14 protein-coding genes are annotated in these 14766 nt (G+C 53.2%); 1 reads left to right on the top strand and 13 read right to left on the bottom strand.

Annotation, left to right across the window (positions count from 1 at the left end; translation table 11 throughout):
• Window positions 1-95: 95 nt before the first annotated feature.
• The 6 genes from phoU to WKI47_RS23830 all read right to left on the bottom strand — a co-directional run bounded on the left by phoU (window position 96) and on the right by WKI47_RS23830 (window position 6812).
• Window positions 96-755 (bottom strand): phosphate signaling complex protein PhoU, encoded by a 660-nt coding sequence (gene phoU / locus WKI47_RS23855; protein WP_340229673.1) that lies wholly within the window; start codon window positions 753-755, stop codon window positions 96-98.
• 42 nt (window positions 756-797) lie between these two features.
• The gene (gene pstB / locus WKI47_RS23850; RefSeq protein WP_340229672.1) at window positions 798-1553 is read right to left on the bottom strand and encodes a phosphate ABC transporter ATP-binding protein PstB; all 756 of its coding nucleotides are present in this window, start codon (window positions 1551-1553) and stop codon (window positions 798-800) included.
• 119 nt (window positions 1554-1672) lie between these two features.
• Window positions 1673-2728: a methyl-accepting chemotaxis protein gene (locus tag WKI47_RS23845; protein ID WP_340229671.1), complete on the bottom strand. Its 1056-nt coding sequence runs from the start codon at window positions 2726-2728 to the stop codon at window positions 1673-1675.
• Between the two features lie 482 nt (window positions 2729-3210).
• On the bottom strand, window positions 3211-3945 hold the full coding sequence (locus WKI47_RS23840) for a response regulator transcription factor (protein WP_340229670.1): 735 nt from the start codon (window positions 3943-3945) through the stop codon (window positions 3211-3213).
• A gap of 90 nt (window positions 3946-4035) precedes the next feature.
• Entirely contained in the window at window positions 4036-5841 is a 1806-nt protein-coding gene (pnpS, locus tag WKI47_RS23835; protein ID WP_340229669.1) for a two-component system histidine kinase PnpS, read from the bottom strand.
• The gene (locus tag WKI47_RS23830) at window positions 5838-6812 is read right to left on the bottom strand and encodes a bile acid:sodium symporter family protein (protein WP_340229668.1); all 975 of its coding nucleotides are present in this window, start codon (window positions 6810-6812) and stop codon (window positions 5838-5840) included. Before WKI47_RS23830 ends, pnpS begins: the two co-directional genes overlap by 4 nt.
• A gap of 161 nt (window positions 6813-6973) precedes the next feature.
• Here WKI47_RS23830 and yfbR point away from each other — a divergent pair, with 161 nt between their 5' ends.
• The gene (yfbR, locus tag WKI47_RS23825) at window positions 6974-7606 is read left to right on the top strand and encodes a 5'-deoxynucleotidase (RefSeq protein WP_340229667.1); all 633 of its coding nucleotides are present in this window, start codon (window positions 6974-6976) and stop codon (window positions 7604-7606) included.
• A gap of 225 nt (window positions 7607-7831) precedes the next feature.
• Here the strand turns inward: yfbR and WKI47_RS23820 are convergent, their stop codons facing one another.
• The 7 genes from WKI47_RS23820 to WKI47_RS23790 all read right to left on the bottom strand — a co-directional run bounded on the left by WKI47_RS23820 (window position 7832) and on the right by WKI47_RS23790 (window position 14691).
• On the bottom strand, window positions 7832-8713 hold the full coding sequence (locus WKI47_RS23820) for an SDR family oxidoreductase (RefSeq protein ID WP_340229666.1): 882 nt from the start codon (window positions 8711-8713) through the stop codon (window positions 7832-7834).
• Between the two features lie 303 nt (window positions 8714-9016).
• Entirely contained in the window at window positions 9017-9400 is a 384-nt protein-coding gene (locus WKI47_RS23815) for a hypothetical protein (protein ID WP_340229665.1), read from the bottom strand.
• A gap of 241 nt (window positions 9401-9641) precedes the next feature.
• A complete protein-coding gene (mdh, locus tag WKI47_RS23810) occupies window positions 9642-10595 on the bottom strand; it encodes a malate dehydrogenase (RefSeq protein ID WP_340229664.1) in 954 nt (317 codons plus the stop codon).
• A gap of 162 nt (window positions 10596-10757) precedes the next feature.
• Entirely contained in the window at window positions 10758-12056 is a 1299-nt protein-coding gene (gene icd / locus WKI47_RS23805; protein WP_340229663.1) for an NADP-dependent isocitrate dehydrogenase, read from the bottom strand.
• A gap of 181 nt (window positions 12057-12237) precedes the next feature.
• Complete coding sequence (locus WKI47_RS23800) at window positions 12238-13350, bottom strand: citrate/2-methylcitrate synthase (RefSeq protein ID WP_340229662.1); 1113 nt, start codon at window positions 13348-13350, stop codon at window positions 12238-12240.
• A gap of 413 nt (window positions 13351-13763) precedes the next feature.
• On the bottom strand, window positions 13764-14156 hold the full coding sequence (locus tag WKI47_RS23795; protein WP_340229661.1) for an FxsA family protein: 393 nt from the start codon (window positions 14154-14156) through the stop codon (window positions 13764-13766).
• A gap of 13 nt (window positions 14157-14169) precedes the next feature.
• Window positions 14170-14691 carry a thioesterase family protein gene (locus WKI47_RS23790; RefSeq protein ID WP_340229660.1) on the bottom strand — a complete coding sequence of 174 codons (522 nt, stop codon included), beginning with the start codon at window positions 14689-14691 and terminating at the stop codon, window positions 14170-14172.
• Window positions 14692-14766: the final 75 nt, after the last annotated feature.

Raw genomic sequence — 14766 nt, 5'->3', positions numbered from 1 at the left:
ACCGGAGAACACGGGCAGCGGGAAAGCGAACGTTGGGTGGAATCGGGCAGCGGATAAAGCCACTGCCGGGATTGGGTAACGTTCGCGGGAAACCATTAGGAATTCAAATCAGGGCGGCGTCCGGTTACCAGGAATACGACGTTCTCGCCGATATTCGTAGCATGGTCGGCAATACGCTCGATATAACGGCCCACCATCTGAAGCAGCATCATTTGCGGCGCGGCTTCCGGCTGGTCGATCAGCAGGGCGTACAACTCGCGCAGCATCGAGCCATACAGTTCATCGACTTCGTCATCGTCTTTCGCCATTTTATACGCAAGATCGGTGTTTTCGTCCATATACGAACGGATCGACTCCGAAATCATGCTCGAAGCGATGCTGGCCATTTGCGGGATATCCACCAAGGGTTTAACTACGGCTTCGCCATCGAGACGTACCGTTACTTTCGCGATATCGCGGGCCAGATCGCCCATTCGTTCCAGATCGCTCGAAATCTTGAAAGCCACGATAATGCGACGCAAATCTTTGGCGACCGGCTGCTGCGTAATGATCAACTGCGAACCGAGTTCCAAAATTTCTTCTTCCAGCACGTTCAGTTCGCCGTCGCGGCGGATCACCTCTTCGGCTTTTGCCAAGTCGGCTGTTTTCAGCGATTCTACGGCTTCCTGCAACGCTTCGTCCATTCGCGTGCCCATCTTGATAAGCAGTTCGCGAAGCTGATTCAATCCTGAGTCAAAGTCTGTTCTACGGACCATCTCGAAACGACCTCCTTATTCCTTATGCTTATAATAGTGTGATTAACCAAACCGGCCGGAAATGTAATCTTCCGTGCGCGAATCTTCCGGCGTGGAGAATAAGGTCTTCGTTTCCGCCGCTTCAACGACTACGCCATTCAGGAAAAATACCGTTTTATCCGAAACCCGTGCCGCCTGGTGCATGTTGTGCGTCACCATGACGATCGTATATTTGTGCTTGATTTCGCGAATCAGCTCTTCGATCTTCGCCGTCGAAATCGGGTCGAGCGCCGAAGTCGATTCGTCCATCAGCAAAACGTCAGGTTTGACGGCAAGCGCGCGCGCGATGCATAGACGCTGTTGCTGACCGCCGGACAATCCGAGAGCCGAACGTTTCAGGAAATCTTTAACCTCATCCCAGAGTGCGGATTGCTTCAAGCTCTCTTCGACGATTTCGTCCAGTTCCGCTTTTTTGTTGATGCCTTTGAGACGCGGGCCGTAGGCTACGTTTTCGTAGATCGACTTTGGAAAAGGGTTCGGTTGCTGGAAAACCATGCCGACTCGCTTGCGCAAATCTTCGACTTCCATGTTTTTATCGTAAATATCAGCACCGCCAAGCGACACGAGTCCTTCGATTCGCGTACCGGCGATTTGGTCGTTCATCCGGTTAAGCGTTCGGAGCAGCGTCGACTTGCCGCAGCCCGAAGGACCGATAAAAGCGGTCGCCGCTTTTTCGGGAATATCAAGATTGACGCTTTTCAGCGCATGAAACTGGTCGTAATACAGATCCAGGTTTTCGGTACGAATAATCGGTTCCATTCTTCTGAGTCTCCTTCGCGATTCTCCTCAAGCCAGTGTATCCTCGGTTTGTTAAGGATATTAAGAAGAATTGTAAACGCAGAGTAAAATCTGTCGAAAAAGGTTCCGTAACTTCAGCCTTACCGCTCTTTCAACGACTGTTCCAATGCTGTGCGAACCGCCTCGACTTCAAGAAGCGCTCCCTCTGTCAGTCCAAAGGTGACACGTCCGCCTTTTTCAGAGCCGCGAGCCGAAATGGACACCTCTTGAAACTCTCCGTCCGCAGCCCCCATCCGATCAGAAGCACTGCGAATTCGATTCTCCGCTTCTTCCATACCCGATGCCGCGCCTTGACTCAAGGTGTTCATGCGTTCCAGCAGGCTGCCGATTTCATCGGAGAGCCGGCGCGTGGATTCCGCCAAAGCCCGAACCTCGCCTGCAACAACAGCAAAGCCGCGCCCCGCTTCGCCTGCCCGTGCGGCCTCGATCGAAGCATTGAGGGCGAGCAGCGAGCTGGTCCCCGCAATGCCGCGAATCGAACCGGTGGCCTGCGCGATCTCTTTGGCGCAATCCAACATGTCGCCGATCGATCCTTTCTGATCCGCAATAGCCGAAGCCGCATCAGAGAAAGCTGAGCCTGCATCCGCAAGCGCTTTACGGCCTTCTTCGGTCCGGCGATTCATACGCTCCGCCTCGCGGACCACATGGCCGGCAGCATCATGAATTTCCGTTAACGAGCCGGATACCTGCCCCAGCATCCGGCGGCTTCCGGTGATCTGATTCTGGCGTTCCTTCGCGGAACGTTCTTGCAGGTCGCGCGACAAACGGATCAGATCGCGTACCGTGAGTACGCCTTCGTAACGGCCATCGCGCGTCAGGATGACACAATCTGCGAACGACTCGTCACCTCTTGCCAGCGCCGTATCAATCAGATCGGCCGGGCACGTATCTGCCTCAGCGATTAGCGGAGGCAAACCCGCGGCTTCCGCTACCGGACGGTCATAAAATAGTTCCGGCGCAAAACGTCCCGTCAATTTGCGGTAAAAAGCATCTCGCATCAACAGCATCATCGGTTGTCCGCTTGACGAGCAGACAACCACGCAAGGCGCGCCAGGTTCGCTTTTAAATACCTGCAAAGCTTCGAAACACGTCAGTTCCGGTCCGATAACCGGAGCCGGACGTGCGTAATCAGACAAGGAAAGAGGCGCTTCCTCTTCTTCCTGTTCTTCCGGATCGCTAACTGAAACAAGCATATTCCGAAACGCTGCGCCTTCTTTGGGTACTGCCGGTTGACTTATGGGCTGAGTTGTGAATTCCTTCACGGGATTCTTCAACTCAAGCTCCCGTTGGGCAAACTTTATCGGTGTTTCAGCATCCTCCAGCGGCCCCTTGCCGTGGACAAGTGAAGCGAGAACGGAAATCGGCGAAGTTTCTTCTCGAAGCCCATCTATCGCAGCAGACGCCCCTGTCCGCCCGCGATCATCGGCTTGCCTATAGGGTAGCTGTTCTTCCGACCCCGACTTTTGAACCATTTTCTCTTTTTCCAGCGTTCCCGCTCCAGGCATAAATGCTTCGCCCCCGTTATGTTTTTTTCAATTATAACGCGGGCTCGTTACTTGGATGTCAACGCCGGGTTAACACTAGGTAAAAAGACACAAAAAAAGACTCCGACCTTCCCTTAAAGGGATGGCCTGGAGTCTGCTTTGGCTTGAGCCACAACCAGCTTGTAACCGACGCCTCGAATCGAGTCAATGTGTACCGATCCTGGATCAAGTTCCAGCTTTTTGCGCAACGAGCTGACGTGAACGTCTACCGTGCGTTGGCCGCCGATATAATCGAAGCCCCAAACGGCGTTCATCAGATCGTCCCGCGTCATCACAACGCCGGGCTTACGTGCCAGATACAACAAGACTTCGAACTCTTTCGGTCTCAGGTTAATCGCCTGTTGACCGAGCATGACTTCATATTTATCCGGATAAATCGTCAATGCGCCCAAGCTAATTTTGGATTCGGAAGTCGCCGGAGCCGTGTATTCCGACTCTTCGCCCGACGTACGCCGGATCACCGCACCGACACGCGCCAGCATTTCCGATACGCCAAACGGCTTGGTAATATAATCGTCCGCGCCCAGCTTCAATCCGAGCACGATGTCTTCTTCCGCGTTTTTAGCAGTTAGAATGACGATCGGCGTCTTGACGCCGGAAACGCGCAGCTTTTCCAAAATTTCAATGCCGTTCATGCCCGGCAGCATCAGGTCCAGCAGGATCAAATCGAAAGCTTCCCTGCGGGCCCGCTCGTATCCGCCTGTTCCATGCTCTTCGAGCACAACCTCGTAGCCGTCCTGAGACAGATTGTAAGAAATTAACCGGGACAGCGTCGGCTCGTCTTCGATCACGAGCAGTTTCCTAGCCATTGGCTCGATCCCCCATTTCATTTGCCTGTGCCTATGTCTATTTTTGACCTTCATCAGCATATCATGGCATTGTTAACGCTGTGTAAAAAATTACGGATTTTCCTGAAGCACAGGAAGTTCGACAATAAATGTACTGCCGATTCCGAATTCACTCTCCACTGAAATGGTCCCGCGGTGCAGTTCCACCAGGTGCTTGACGATCGAAAGCCCCAGACCGGTTCCGCCCGAACTGCGCGAACGCGCTTTGTCTACCCGGTAAAAACGTTCGAAGATCCGCGGGAGGTCTTTTTTCGGAATCCCGAGTCCGTTATCCGCAATACTGAAGCGCACCCGGTCTTCGTCGTACTCCCCGTGCAAAAATTCTTCCACCTTGATCGTGACGCGCCCGCCTTCCGGCGTATAGCTGATCCCGTTTCCGACCAGATTGATAAAGATTTGCCGCAGCCGATCCTCGTCCGCTTCCACGAACAATTCTTCCGGCACTTGAAGACGGATCTCGATCCGTTTTTGCTCAGCAGACCCTTCCAGCACCTTGCTGACCGACTGGAACAGCGTCAGCACGTGTACAGGCGCGTAATCGAGCTGAATCCGTCTGGACTCGATCTTCGACAGATCCAAAATATCGCCGATCAGCCGATTGAGCCGATCGCCTTCGTCGTAAATGATTTTGAGGAACGAACGCGCGGTGTCTTCGTCGTTGACCCCGCCGGAAAGCAGCGTCTCCGCGAAGCCCTGAACGGCCGCGACAGGCGTTTTCAGCTCGTGCGAGACGTTGGCGACGAATTCGCTGCGCATCCGCTCCAGACGCCGAATATCCGATACGTCCTGGAACAGGAACAGCATGCCGTGGTACGAATCGTCATGCAGCACCGTCATCGGTACCCCGTCGAGCGAAATCAATCGTTCTTCGGGTACAAACAGCGTCAGTTCGTCGTGCATGCGGTTTTTGTGATGCAAGCCGTCTTCGATAAAACGCGTCAGCTCGTAGAACCTTTTCAATTCGGTATACGGCCTTCCGACCACCCGATCCGCCCGAATGCCCAGCATCCGTTCGGCCTGACGGTTGACCAGCCCGATCTTCTCGTGCTCGTCGATCATTAGAATGCCGCCGGTCATATTGTCCAGCACGTTCTGAAGCAGGCTCTCGTTATCGCGAATGGTGTGCATCTGCGCTTGCAGGCTGTCGGCCATATTGTCGATCGAAGCGCCCAACTGCCCGATCTCGTCGCGGCGCATCGGACCGACCCTCGCATCGTAATCCAGCTTGGAAATACGGTTCGCCGTATCCATGATATGCTCGATCGGCTTGGTTAATCCTCCGGCCAACCGATAACTGAGCGCCGCCGACAGCAGGAACAACGCGGCCAGCGCGCTGCCCATGATGATCCAGCCGCGCTGCAACCCTTCTTCGACGATCGCGAGACTCATCGACAAACGGATATAGCCGTCGAATCCTCCGGACGAAACGATCGGCGCCGCCACGTACAGCATATCCCGCCCCAGCGTATCGCTGTAACGAACCGCGTGGCCGGGCGTTTCGGCGCTGGACGTTCGGATTTCCTCACGGTTCAGGTGGTTGTCCATGGTAGCCGGATCGCTTTGCGAATCGCCGATCACCCGTCCGTCTTTGGCGATAAACGTCACGCGGGAATCGGTCAACTTCGCAAGGCGTTCGGATTGTTCGGCAAACGTCTGCGGAATCGCCTCCCCTTTTTGCGGAGAAGACGGAAGCACCAGCAAATCTTCAAGCAGCGCAATCTCGCGCCCCATATACTCTTCCAGCGAACGGATATGCGAGTCCCGGAAGACTTTAGCCATCGTAAGTCCCGCGGCCAGCACGGAGATGCCGACGAGCAGCAGTAAAATCAAGGTGAGACGGGAACGAAAGGGTTTCATGAACGGAGGCTCTCCTTCAACGGGTACGGTTTGAATTTACGTAAAACAAATTGATGCAACGTCGCCAATGGCTGCTGAACTAAAATGGCGAGCACGACCGGAACGGCCGCCTGCGGCGAAAAGTAACCGAGCGCAAGCACCAGGCCGAGCGAATTGTTGCGCATGCCTGTTGCAAACGAGACCGTCACGAGCAGCTCCGGCGTACGCTGTTTGAACAGAAGCGGCGTATAGTAGCCCAGCATATAGCCGATGCCTACCAGCAGGAGCACGGCGGGAATGACCGAAACCAGATCGCCACGTAGCTCATACGCATAAGGCGCGATACCCGCTGCATTCAGCAAAATCACCAGCATAAAGAATACTTTTGAAATCGGAAGCAAGATCGGTCCAGCCTGCTGCTTGAACTTGCCGCCCGAGCGCTCATAGATGACGACTCCCAAAGCAGTCGGTACAACGACCATCAGCAACAGGTCCCGCATCAGATGCAGCGTATCGAACGTAAGCTCCGCCCCGAAAAACAATTGAATCAAGCCGGGGACAACGACCGGACTGAGCGCGGAATCGAGCAACACCATCGCCAGACCCAAAGCCAAGCTACCGCCGGACAACTCGATCCACAGCACCGAAGATACGCCGAGCGGAATGATCGTGAACAGCACCAACCCGATCGTATACGGCGAGGACGGCCCGAATAAAGCACTTCCCAGAGCAAACGCCGCAAGCGGAGCCACCAGGTGGCTAATCACAAGCGTCAACACAATCGGCAAAGGCCGGGAAAAAACTTGTTTCAGATGCTCACGTCCGCAACCCACGCCCATTACGAATGTAATATAAGCGAACAAATACGGTATGGCGGGTACAAGAGGAAGAAACGGCTTGGAAAAGACCAGGCCCAGTACCAGCAACAGCGGAGTGATCCAAAACATTCCCCGATCCACCCAACTGCTGAACGCCAGGGCTTTTTCTCTCATCGGCCCTTGTCCTTGCGCTTCGATCCTGCAATTTTCACTTGCGTCCCTTCCTTTCAATCCTGCTATAATGGGTAGCGTACTTGTTTGACTATTCTTCTTCATCTTACCACAAAGTCCGGCGACCGAAAGTCGTGAACGCAGCAAAGAAAGGGTGCCTTCTTTTGACCACTTATCCGTTTTCCGCTTATTTATACCGTCTTAAGCATATTAAGCGTTGGAGTCTGATGCGCAGTACGATGACTGAAAACGTAGCCGAACACTCCTACCATGTCGCGCTGCTCTCGCATCTATTGTGCACGATCGGCAACGAAATGTATGGCAAATCGCTTAACGCGGACCGTGCCGCTACGCTTGCGCTTTTCCACGATGCGCCGGAGGTCTTCACGGGGGATATCCCGACTCCGGTCAAGCATCATAACGAAGCGTTGCTGTCCAATTTCCGCCAAATCGAGCAAATGGGCGCGCAGCGCTTGACCGATATGGCTCCCGAGCCGCTCCAGCCGGTCTATGCGCCGCTGATCGGCACCAGCGAGCCGAGCGCCGAAGACCGGAAGCTGCATGCTTACGTCAAAGCCGCGGACCGGATCGACGCCTATCTCAAATGTGCCTGGGAAGTCGCGGCAGGCAATCGGGAATTTGCCGTAGCCAAGCAGCAAACGGAAGAAAAATTAACGGAATCCGCCATGCCGGAGGTCGAATATTTCCTGAAGCATATGGCTCCTGCCTTTGAGATGACGCTGGATGAATTGTCGGCGCAGATCGGCGAGGAAACGCAGCGCCCGGAAGTGCGGTAAATCCGGTTCTGCCGGCGAAGGAATTTTGCCGACCGAATAATGAACGGGATCGGTGATCGGAACCGTATCGTCGAAAACATCGAAAAGCCGCTTCGTCGGTGCGCGGACGCGCCCGGGAAGCGGCTTTTTGGCAGGATTGGCAACGGATGCGAAAACGGATTCATACAAGTACGGATATGGAGGACTGCAACAGACGCGCCGACACGCTCTGCGCCGTACTTGATTCTAGCCGTTGATGATTTCTCCGCCGTTGATATGAATAATCTGCCCACTAACGTAAGACGCATCCGGCGAAGCCAGATAGACGTAAGCGGGGCCGAGTTCAGACGGTTGGCCCATTCGGCCGATCGGTTGGCTTTCACCAAACGATTCGACTTTTTCTTCCGGGAACGTGGCAGGAATCAGCGGCGTCCAGATCGGTCCTGGTGCTACGCCGTTGACGCGAATCTTTTTCTCGGCCAGATTCATCGACAGCGAACGGGTAAAGCTGGTTATAGCCCCCTTGGTCGACGAGTAATCCAACAGTTCGGGGCTGCCGCGATATGCGGTAATTGACGTGGTGTTGATGATCGAAGATCCTTCTTTGAGATGCGGCAACGCCGCTTTGCTCATGAAGAACATGCCGAAAATATTGGTACGGAACGTGCGCTCCAACTGATCGGCCGTAATATCCGTTAGCGATTCCTGCGGATGCTGCTCGGCCGCGTTGTTGACCAGAATATCGAGTTTACCGAACTTCTCGATGACACGGTTCACTGATTCTTGCGCGAACGCCTCATCCCCTACATCCCCGACCAGCAGCAGACACTGCTTGCCTTCGGCTTCGACCAGGCGCTTTGTTTCCTCTGCGTCTCCGTGTTCGCTAAAGTACAGGATCGCCACGTCTGCGCCTTCTTTGGCATAATGTACAGCTACAGCTCGTCCGATCCCGCTGTCCCCTCCGGTAATCAGCGCAGTCATGCCTTCGAGCTTACCCGCGGCTTTGTAACTCGGCGAAATATACTCCGGTCTAGGCGTCATGTCCGCTTCCGAACCGTGTCCTTCAAGCTGTTGGGCAGGCGGGCTTTTGGGTCTCAATTCGTTGGCTTGCTGTTCGTTGGCTGGCATACTGAAAACTCCCTTCGCGTTCATCTGTAGTTGTCTTCGAGCTTCCGTCTCATACTTACCACCCCCCGCCCCAATGAAAACATCCCTTTTACAAAAAGAGAAAGTCACGTTGGCGCAGGAAGCGAGCAGACTGCGAGAGAAATTCGTTCCGATCGCGTGTTGAAATCGAGAAAATGTATTGAAGCTTTTATTTGTTTTTTCTCGATTTCAAAGGCGAACGCTACCGCTTCTACACTGAACTTCTCTCTCCGTCTGTTCACTTCCAGGCACGTTTGACTTTCTCGACACAATGAAAAATTGAAGTTAAGCGAACAAGCGGTGGAACATCATGACGAACAAAATAGCCACGAATGACACGCATACCATCGTACCGAACACGCGCAGTTTGCGCAGCTCGGCGGCGATATCGCGTTTTTCTTTGAGTCCGTCGAGCGCACGACGTAGCGGGCCGCCCATCATGCCGCCGAATGCGCCGATCAGAACGAATAACACGGATGTCAGCACGATCCAGAGCACCGAATAATCATCTTGGGTGAACAAGTAGATTCCCGTTAACAACTCCAACACCAAGCCGTATTGTGCATATGTATTGAGCGACCGCATGACAGACAGGATGCCTTTTTTCGCTTCCCCCTCAAGCTTGTTCAATTGCGAGACGATGAGCGGTGCCAGTAGATAGAATCCCATGGCTACAGCACCTAATACGTGTAGAAATAAAATAAACCGTTCCATTTTTTCTCTCCTTTTCCGATTAAATGTCGCTGCTTTTACCTGTTCAAGCGTTTGTTTACCGGTAAACAGGTTTCAGCGTTATTTTACCGTATCGGGAGAAGAATGTCAGTGATTGAAGCCTCATAAAAAAGCGTCCGACTACCGAATCTTGGATCGGAGCGGACGCTTGAGCTGAAGGTATGATGCTATTAGAAAATCAGTTGGACAGGCTTGCAGCCACAACAGAAATCACGCTGCGAACAGAATCGGCCGACACGTCGAGCGCCGACTTTTCTTCATGCGTCAGGTCCAATTCAAAGATCCGTTCAATCCCGTTCCCACCCAGCACTGCGGGGACGCCAAGGAACAGGTCCTCGTACCCGTACTCTCCGTCCAGCAGCGCGATAACGGGTAGCACCCGCTTCTTGTCTTTTAAAATGGCTTCGGCCATCTGTACCAGCGAAGCGGCCGGAGCATAATAAGCGCTGCCGTTGCCGAGCAGATTCACGATCTCTCCGCCGCCTACCCGGGTGCGCTGGACGATCTCCGCGATGCGCGCTTTCGGAATCAAAGTCTCGATCGGAATCCCTCCGACGCTGGAATAGCGCACGAGCGGAACCATGTCGTCGCCGTGCCCGCCCAAAACGAATCCGCGCACATCCTCGACAGATACGTTCAGCTCTTCGGCAATAAAGCTGCAATAGCGGGCCGTATCCAGTACCCCCGACTGTCCGATGACCCGATTCTTCGGAAAACCCAGCGTCTGATACGCCGCATAAGTCATCGCATCGACCGGATTGCTCAGCACAAGCACTGTCGAATCGGGTGCTACCTGCTTGATCTGTTCACAGACCGAACGAACGATGCCGGCATTGGTATTAACGAGGTCATCGCGGCTCATTCCCGGTTTGCGGGCAATGCCTGCCGTGAGGATCACCAAATCGGAATCCCGGGCATCCTCGTAATCTGATGTTCCTTTGATTCTGGCGTCGAAGCCGAGCACCGGCAATGCTTCCTGCATATCCAGCGCTTTGCCGCGAGTGGGATTCTCAAGCTCCGGAATATCCAACAAAACAACGTCGCCCAGTTCCTGCTGGACAATCATCAGCGCTGCCGTAGCCCCGGTAAAGCCCGCGCCGATGATCGTGATTTTTTTGCGCATAATCGTCATAATCCTGGTGCCTCCCTACTTGATCCGTAATGAGATTCGGCAAAAAAAAGAACGGATCGAAAAACAGGCAACGGATCTGATCAACATTAAAAGTAGGGTTACCTTCGATTAAAAGTTGATCAGATCCTGTATCGGCCTATCTTCGTCCGTTCATATGGCTTTTTATTTCATGTTGCTAATGACTTCGTCAGCAAACTCCGAGCACTTCACTTCTTTCGCGCCTTCCATCAGACGAGCGAAGTCGTAAGTTACGGTTTTGTTGTTGATCGACGTTTCCAGACCTTTGTAGATCAGGTCAGCCGCTTCTTGCCAGCCCAAGTGCTCCAACATCATAACGCCGGACAGAATGACGGAACCCGGGTTCACGACGTCTTTGTCCGCATATTTCGGCGCTGTGCCGTGCGTGGCTTCGAAGATCGCATGGCCTGTCACATAGTTGATATTGGCTCCCGGTGCGATACCGATACCGCCAACTTGTGCAGCCAAAGCATCGGACAGATAGTCGCCGTTCAGGTTCAGTGTCGCAATGACATCGAAGTCTGTCGGACGCGTCAGAACTTGTTGCAGCGCGATGTCCGCGATAGCGTCTTTCACGACGATTTTGCCAGCGTCTTCAGCTGCTTTTTGCGCCGCGTTTGCTGCATCCGTACCGTCTTTTTCTTTGATTTCGTCATATTGTGCCCATGTGAACACTTTATCGCCAAACTCGGCTTCGGCCACTTCGTAGCCCCAGTTTTTGAAGGCGCCTTCGGTAAACTTCATGATGTTGCCTTTATGCACGAGCGTCACGCTCTTGCGTCCATTGTCGATTGCGTACTGAACCGCTGCGCGAACCAGACGCTTGGAGCCTTCTTCCGAAACAGGCTTGATGCCGATACCCGACGTTTCCGGGAAACGGATCTTGTTCACGCCCATTTCGTTTTTCAGGAACTCCAGCACTTTCTTCACTTCTTCGCTGCCTTCTTGGTACTCGATGCCCGCATAGATATCTTCCGTGTTCTCGCGGAAAATCACCATGTCGACCAATTCCGGACGTTTGACCGGGGAAGGCACGCCGTTGAAGTAACGAACCGGACGCAAGCAGACATACAGATCGAGCTCCTGACGCAAAGCTACGTTCAGGGAACGAATACCGCCGCCGATCGGCGTAGTCAGCGGTCCCTTGATCGCTACGATATATTCACGGATTGCCGTCAACGTGTCGGCTGGCAGCCACTCTCCGTATGTATTGAATGCTTTTTCGCCTGCAAATACTTCGTACCAAGCGATTTTTTTCTCGCCGTTATAAGCTTTTTCCACTGCCGCGTCAAGAACGCGTTTGGAAGCTTTCCAGATGTCACGACCTGTGCCGTCGCCTTCGATAAACGGAATAACCGGATTGTTCGGAACAACGAGTGTACCGTTATCGATCTGAATTTGTTCTCCCTCAGTCGGTGCGGCGAATTTTTCCAATTTAGACATGAATGGAATTCCTCCTTCAAAGTGTTGGTAAAGCCCGGTGCTTGCTGCTCAAAAAAGCAAAGTTGCACCTGCAATCTCTTACATTGTAGCTCAAGACGGACGAATTTTGAACAAAAGGTGAAAAGCTTGCCGAAAAAAAGCCGTCCGCAGCTTGTTTAGCCGTCGGACGGCCTGCTTTTGCTTAGCGTTGTTTGATCGGCACGTAGGTCAGATCCAGTTCGCCTACATACTCGGCACGCGGACGGATCAGGCGGTTATCTTCGTACTGCTCCAGAATATGCGCAGTCCACCCCGACACCCGGCTGATCGCAAAGATCGGCGTAAACAGCTTACGCGGAATTCCAAGCATTGTGTAAACGGAAGCCGAGTAGAAATCGACATTGGGCTTCAGACCTTTTTTCGAAGTCACCAGTTCTTCGACCTTGACCGAAATTTCATACAGCGACGTATCGCCTTTGGTCTCGCCCAGGCGGCGGGACATCTCCATCAGGTGCTTCGCGCGCGGATCGCCGTTCTTGTAGACGCGGTGGCCGAAGCCCATAATCTTGACTTTATTCGCGAGCTTGTCGTTGATGTAACTCTCTACGTTATCCAGCGTGCCGATCTCTTCAAGCGTGCGCATGACGGCTTCGTTCGCGCCGCCGTGCAGCGGGCCTTTGAGCGCGCCAATAGCCGAAGTTACGCCGGAATAAATGTCCGATAGCGTTGCAACGGTTACACGCGACGCAAACGTCGAAGCATTCAGCTCATGGTCGGCATGCAGCACGAGCGCTTTGTCCAAAGCTTCGATAGCCGTCTGCTCAGGCACTTCCCCGCTCATCATGTACAGGAAGTTCTCGGTCAGACCCAGCCCTGCCTTCGGCGCGATCGGCTCTTGACCTTCGGAAATACGAGCCAGTGCCGCAACCAAAGTCGGCAGTTGTGCTTGCAGACGCTCGGCCTTTGTCAGATTCGATTCACGGCTCATGTCGTCGGCTTCCTTATCGTACAAAGCCAGACCGGACACCGCGGTACGCAGTGCAGCCATCATGTTCATATCTTTCGGATACAGCTTCATCTGCTCGATCAATTCCGATGGAACGGCTGCATACTTCTCCAGATTGCTTCTTAACGCAGCCAGTTGCTCTTCGTTCGGCAATGCGCCGTGCCAGAGCAAATACGCTACTTCGTCGAACGAGGCGTTAACGGCCAGATCGTCGATGTTATACCCCCGGTATGTAAGCACACCGTCCACGATCGAACTGATCGAAGAAGTTGCGGCTACAATGCCTTCCAGACCTTTAGTCGCTGTCATCGTACATCTCTCCTTTGCGAATGGAACGGATACATGCAGGCGTTAAATTTCGAAGGCATGCAATGTGTTTGCAACCCGCAGAACTTCCACGGGTCTTCGGGTTTGAAACACACCCCAAATAGTTGTAACCGTTTTTACCGATTAACAAACGTTTGGGCCTCCGGTAGCGAAACCTTGCGTGGAAAACAACAAGGCGTGTAACCTTAGTTCTTTGTTATCATACCGGATTTTGTCAATTTTTTGAACGTTTCTGCGTGTTAACAAGGAATCAAATTGTTTTATCGGGCCGATAAAGAACATTTGAAACCCCTTACAATGAACTATGTTACAGTAGGCAGCAAGCGTTTGCAAGTTCAACAAATTGTCAAAAGCCGTCCGCTGGATGCGGACGGCAGTTTGCACAAGCCAGTGAATTAGCGACGATAAAAAGTAATGTTCCCGTTCTTCATTCGCTTCTCGATCCAGCGCATCGCGGCGCGATGGTAGAGCGGACGCGTTAGCGGAAACACAAGCGTGATACCGATCAGGTCGGTAATGAAGCCCGGTGCAATAAGAAAAGCTCCACCTGCCATGATGCAGACCCCGTCGACCAGTTTTCGGCCGGGAGGCTGTCCGCTCTCTGCGAGCAGCTTGAGATCGTTCATCGCTTTGCGTCCTTCAAATTGAACCATGGCAATACCGATTACGGTTGTCGCAAGTGCCAATACCAGCGTTTTGAAAAAGCCAAAATATTCGATCAACCAAGCAAACACCGCCGCTTCAATCACGACGCCGAGAATAAACAAAATGGCCATCCTATTTTTCATGTGTGTATCCTCCTTATGTCGTCGATCCGGCCGAAACCCAATTCTCGATACGCTTATACAGTTCTGGCGCGGTCTTATGAAGACGGATCGGCTTCCAGTCCGCACTGAGCCAGATGTGTTCGGTGCTTCCGGTATTTAACAGCGTTCCCGCCCGTTCTTCGTTTTGAGCAAGCTCAACGGAATCCGTGCTCCAATCCGATTGCTTCTCGCAGCGGCGAATCTCGTATTCGTACTCCAGGCGCAGCGGCGAAAACCCGCTGATCCGTGCATAAATCCAGATCCGATCATCATAACGCGCCGGACTGACGAAGCGGGCATGTGCCTCAAGCACAGGCAAATATACGCCTTGTTCCTCAATCTCCCGATACGATAATCCGATCGCCCGAATCATTTCTGTTCGCGCAATCTCAAACCAGTTCAAATAATTGGCGTGATAGACTACAGCCATTTTATCGGTTTCCTGGTAGCGTACTTTGAGGCCTGTACGAAACCAGCCTCCCTGCCCTTCGGCAGGCTTTCCTTCAGAACTCCCCATGACTCCCCACTCCTTGTTTGGTCAAACCGGACGCTTTTTTTGTTGATTATGCGTCCTTAAGCCTATCTATATTGT

The sequence above is a fragment of the Saccharibacillus sacchari genome, from assembly GCF_037722395.1.
GTDB lineage: Bacteria > Bacillota > Bacilli > Paenibacillales > Paenibacillaceae > Saccharibacillus > Saccharibacillus sacchari_A.
This window is presented reverse-complemented; position numbering and strand designations above follow the sequence as displayed.

What these genes read in the sequence shown, in the direction of transcription:
- phoU (WP_340229673.1), bottom strand. Translation starts at nt 755, where the DNA reads ATGGTCCGTAGAACAGACTTTGACTCAGGATTGAATCAGCTTCGCGAA.
- pstB (WP_340229672.1), bottom strand. Translation starts at nt 1,553, where the DNA reads ATGGAACCGATTATTCGTACCGAAAACCTGGATCTGTATTACGACCAG.
- WKI47_RS23840 (WP_340229670.1), bottom strand. Translation starts at nt 3,945, where the DNA reads ATGGCTAGGAAACTGCTCGTGATCGAAGACGAGCCGACGCTGTCCCGG.
- pnpS (WP_340229669.1), bottom strand. Translation starts at nt 5,841, where the DNA reads ATGAAACCCTTTCGTTCCCGTCTCACCTTGATTTTACTGCTGCTCGTC.
- WKI47_RS23830 (WP_340229668.1), bottom strand. Translation starts at nt 6,812, where the DNA reads ATGAGAGAAAAAGCCCTGGCGTTCAGCAGTTGGGTGGATCGGGGAATG.
- WKI47_RS23820 (WP_340229666.1), bottom strand. Translation starts at nt 8,713, where the DNA reads ATGCCAGCCAACGAACAGCAAGCCAACGAATTGAGACCCAAAAGCCCG.
- WKI47_RS23815 (WP_340229665.1), bottom strand. Translation starts at nt 9,400, where the DNA reads ATGGGATTCTATCTACTGGCACCGCTCATCGTCTCGCAATTGAACAAG.
- mdh (WP_340229664.1), bottom strand. Translation starts at nt 10,595, where the DNA reads ATGACGATTATGCGCAAAAAAATCACGATCATCGGCGCGGGCTTTACC.
- icd (WP_340229663.1), bottom strand. Translation starts at nt 12,056, where the DNA reads ATGTCTAAATTGGAAAAATTCGCCGCACCGACTGAGGGAGAACAAATT.
- WKI47_RS23800 (WP_340229662.1), bottom strand. Translation starts at nt 13,350, where the DNA reads ATGACAGCGACTAAAGGTCTGGAAGGCATTGTAGCCGCAACTTCTTCG.
- WKI47_RS23795 (WP_340229661.1), bottom strand. Translation starts at nt 14,156, where the DNA reads ATGAAAAATAGGATGGCCATTTTGTTTATTCTCGGCGTCGTGATTGAA.
- WKI47_RS23790 (WP_340229660.1), bottom strand. Translation starts at nt 14,691, where the DNA reads ATGGGGAGTTCTGAAGGAAAGCCTGCCGAAGGGCAGGGAGGCTGGTTT.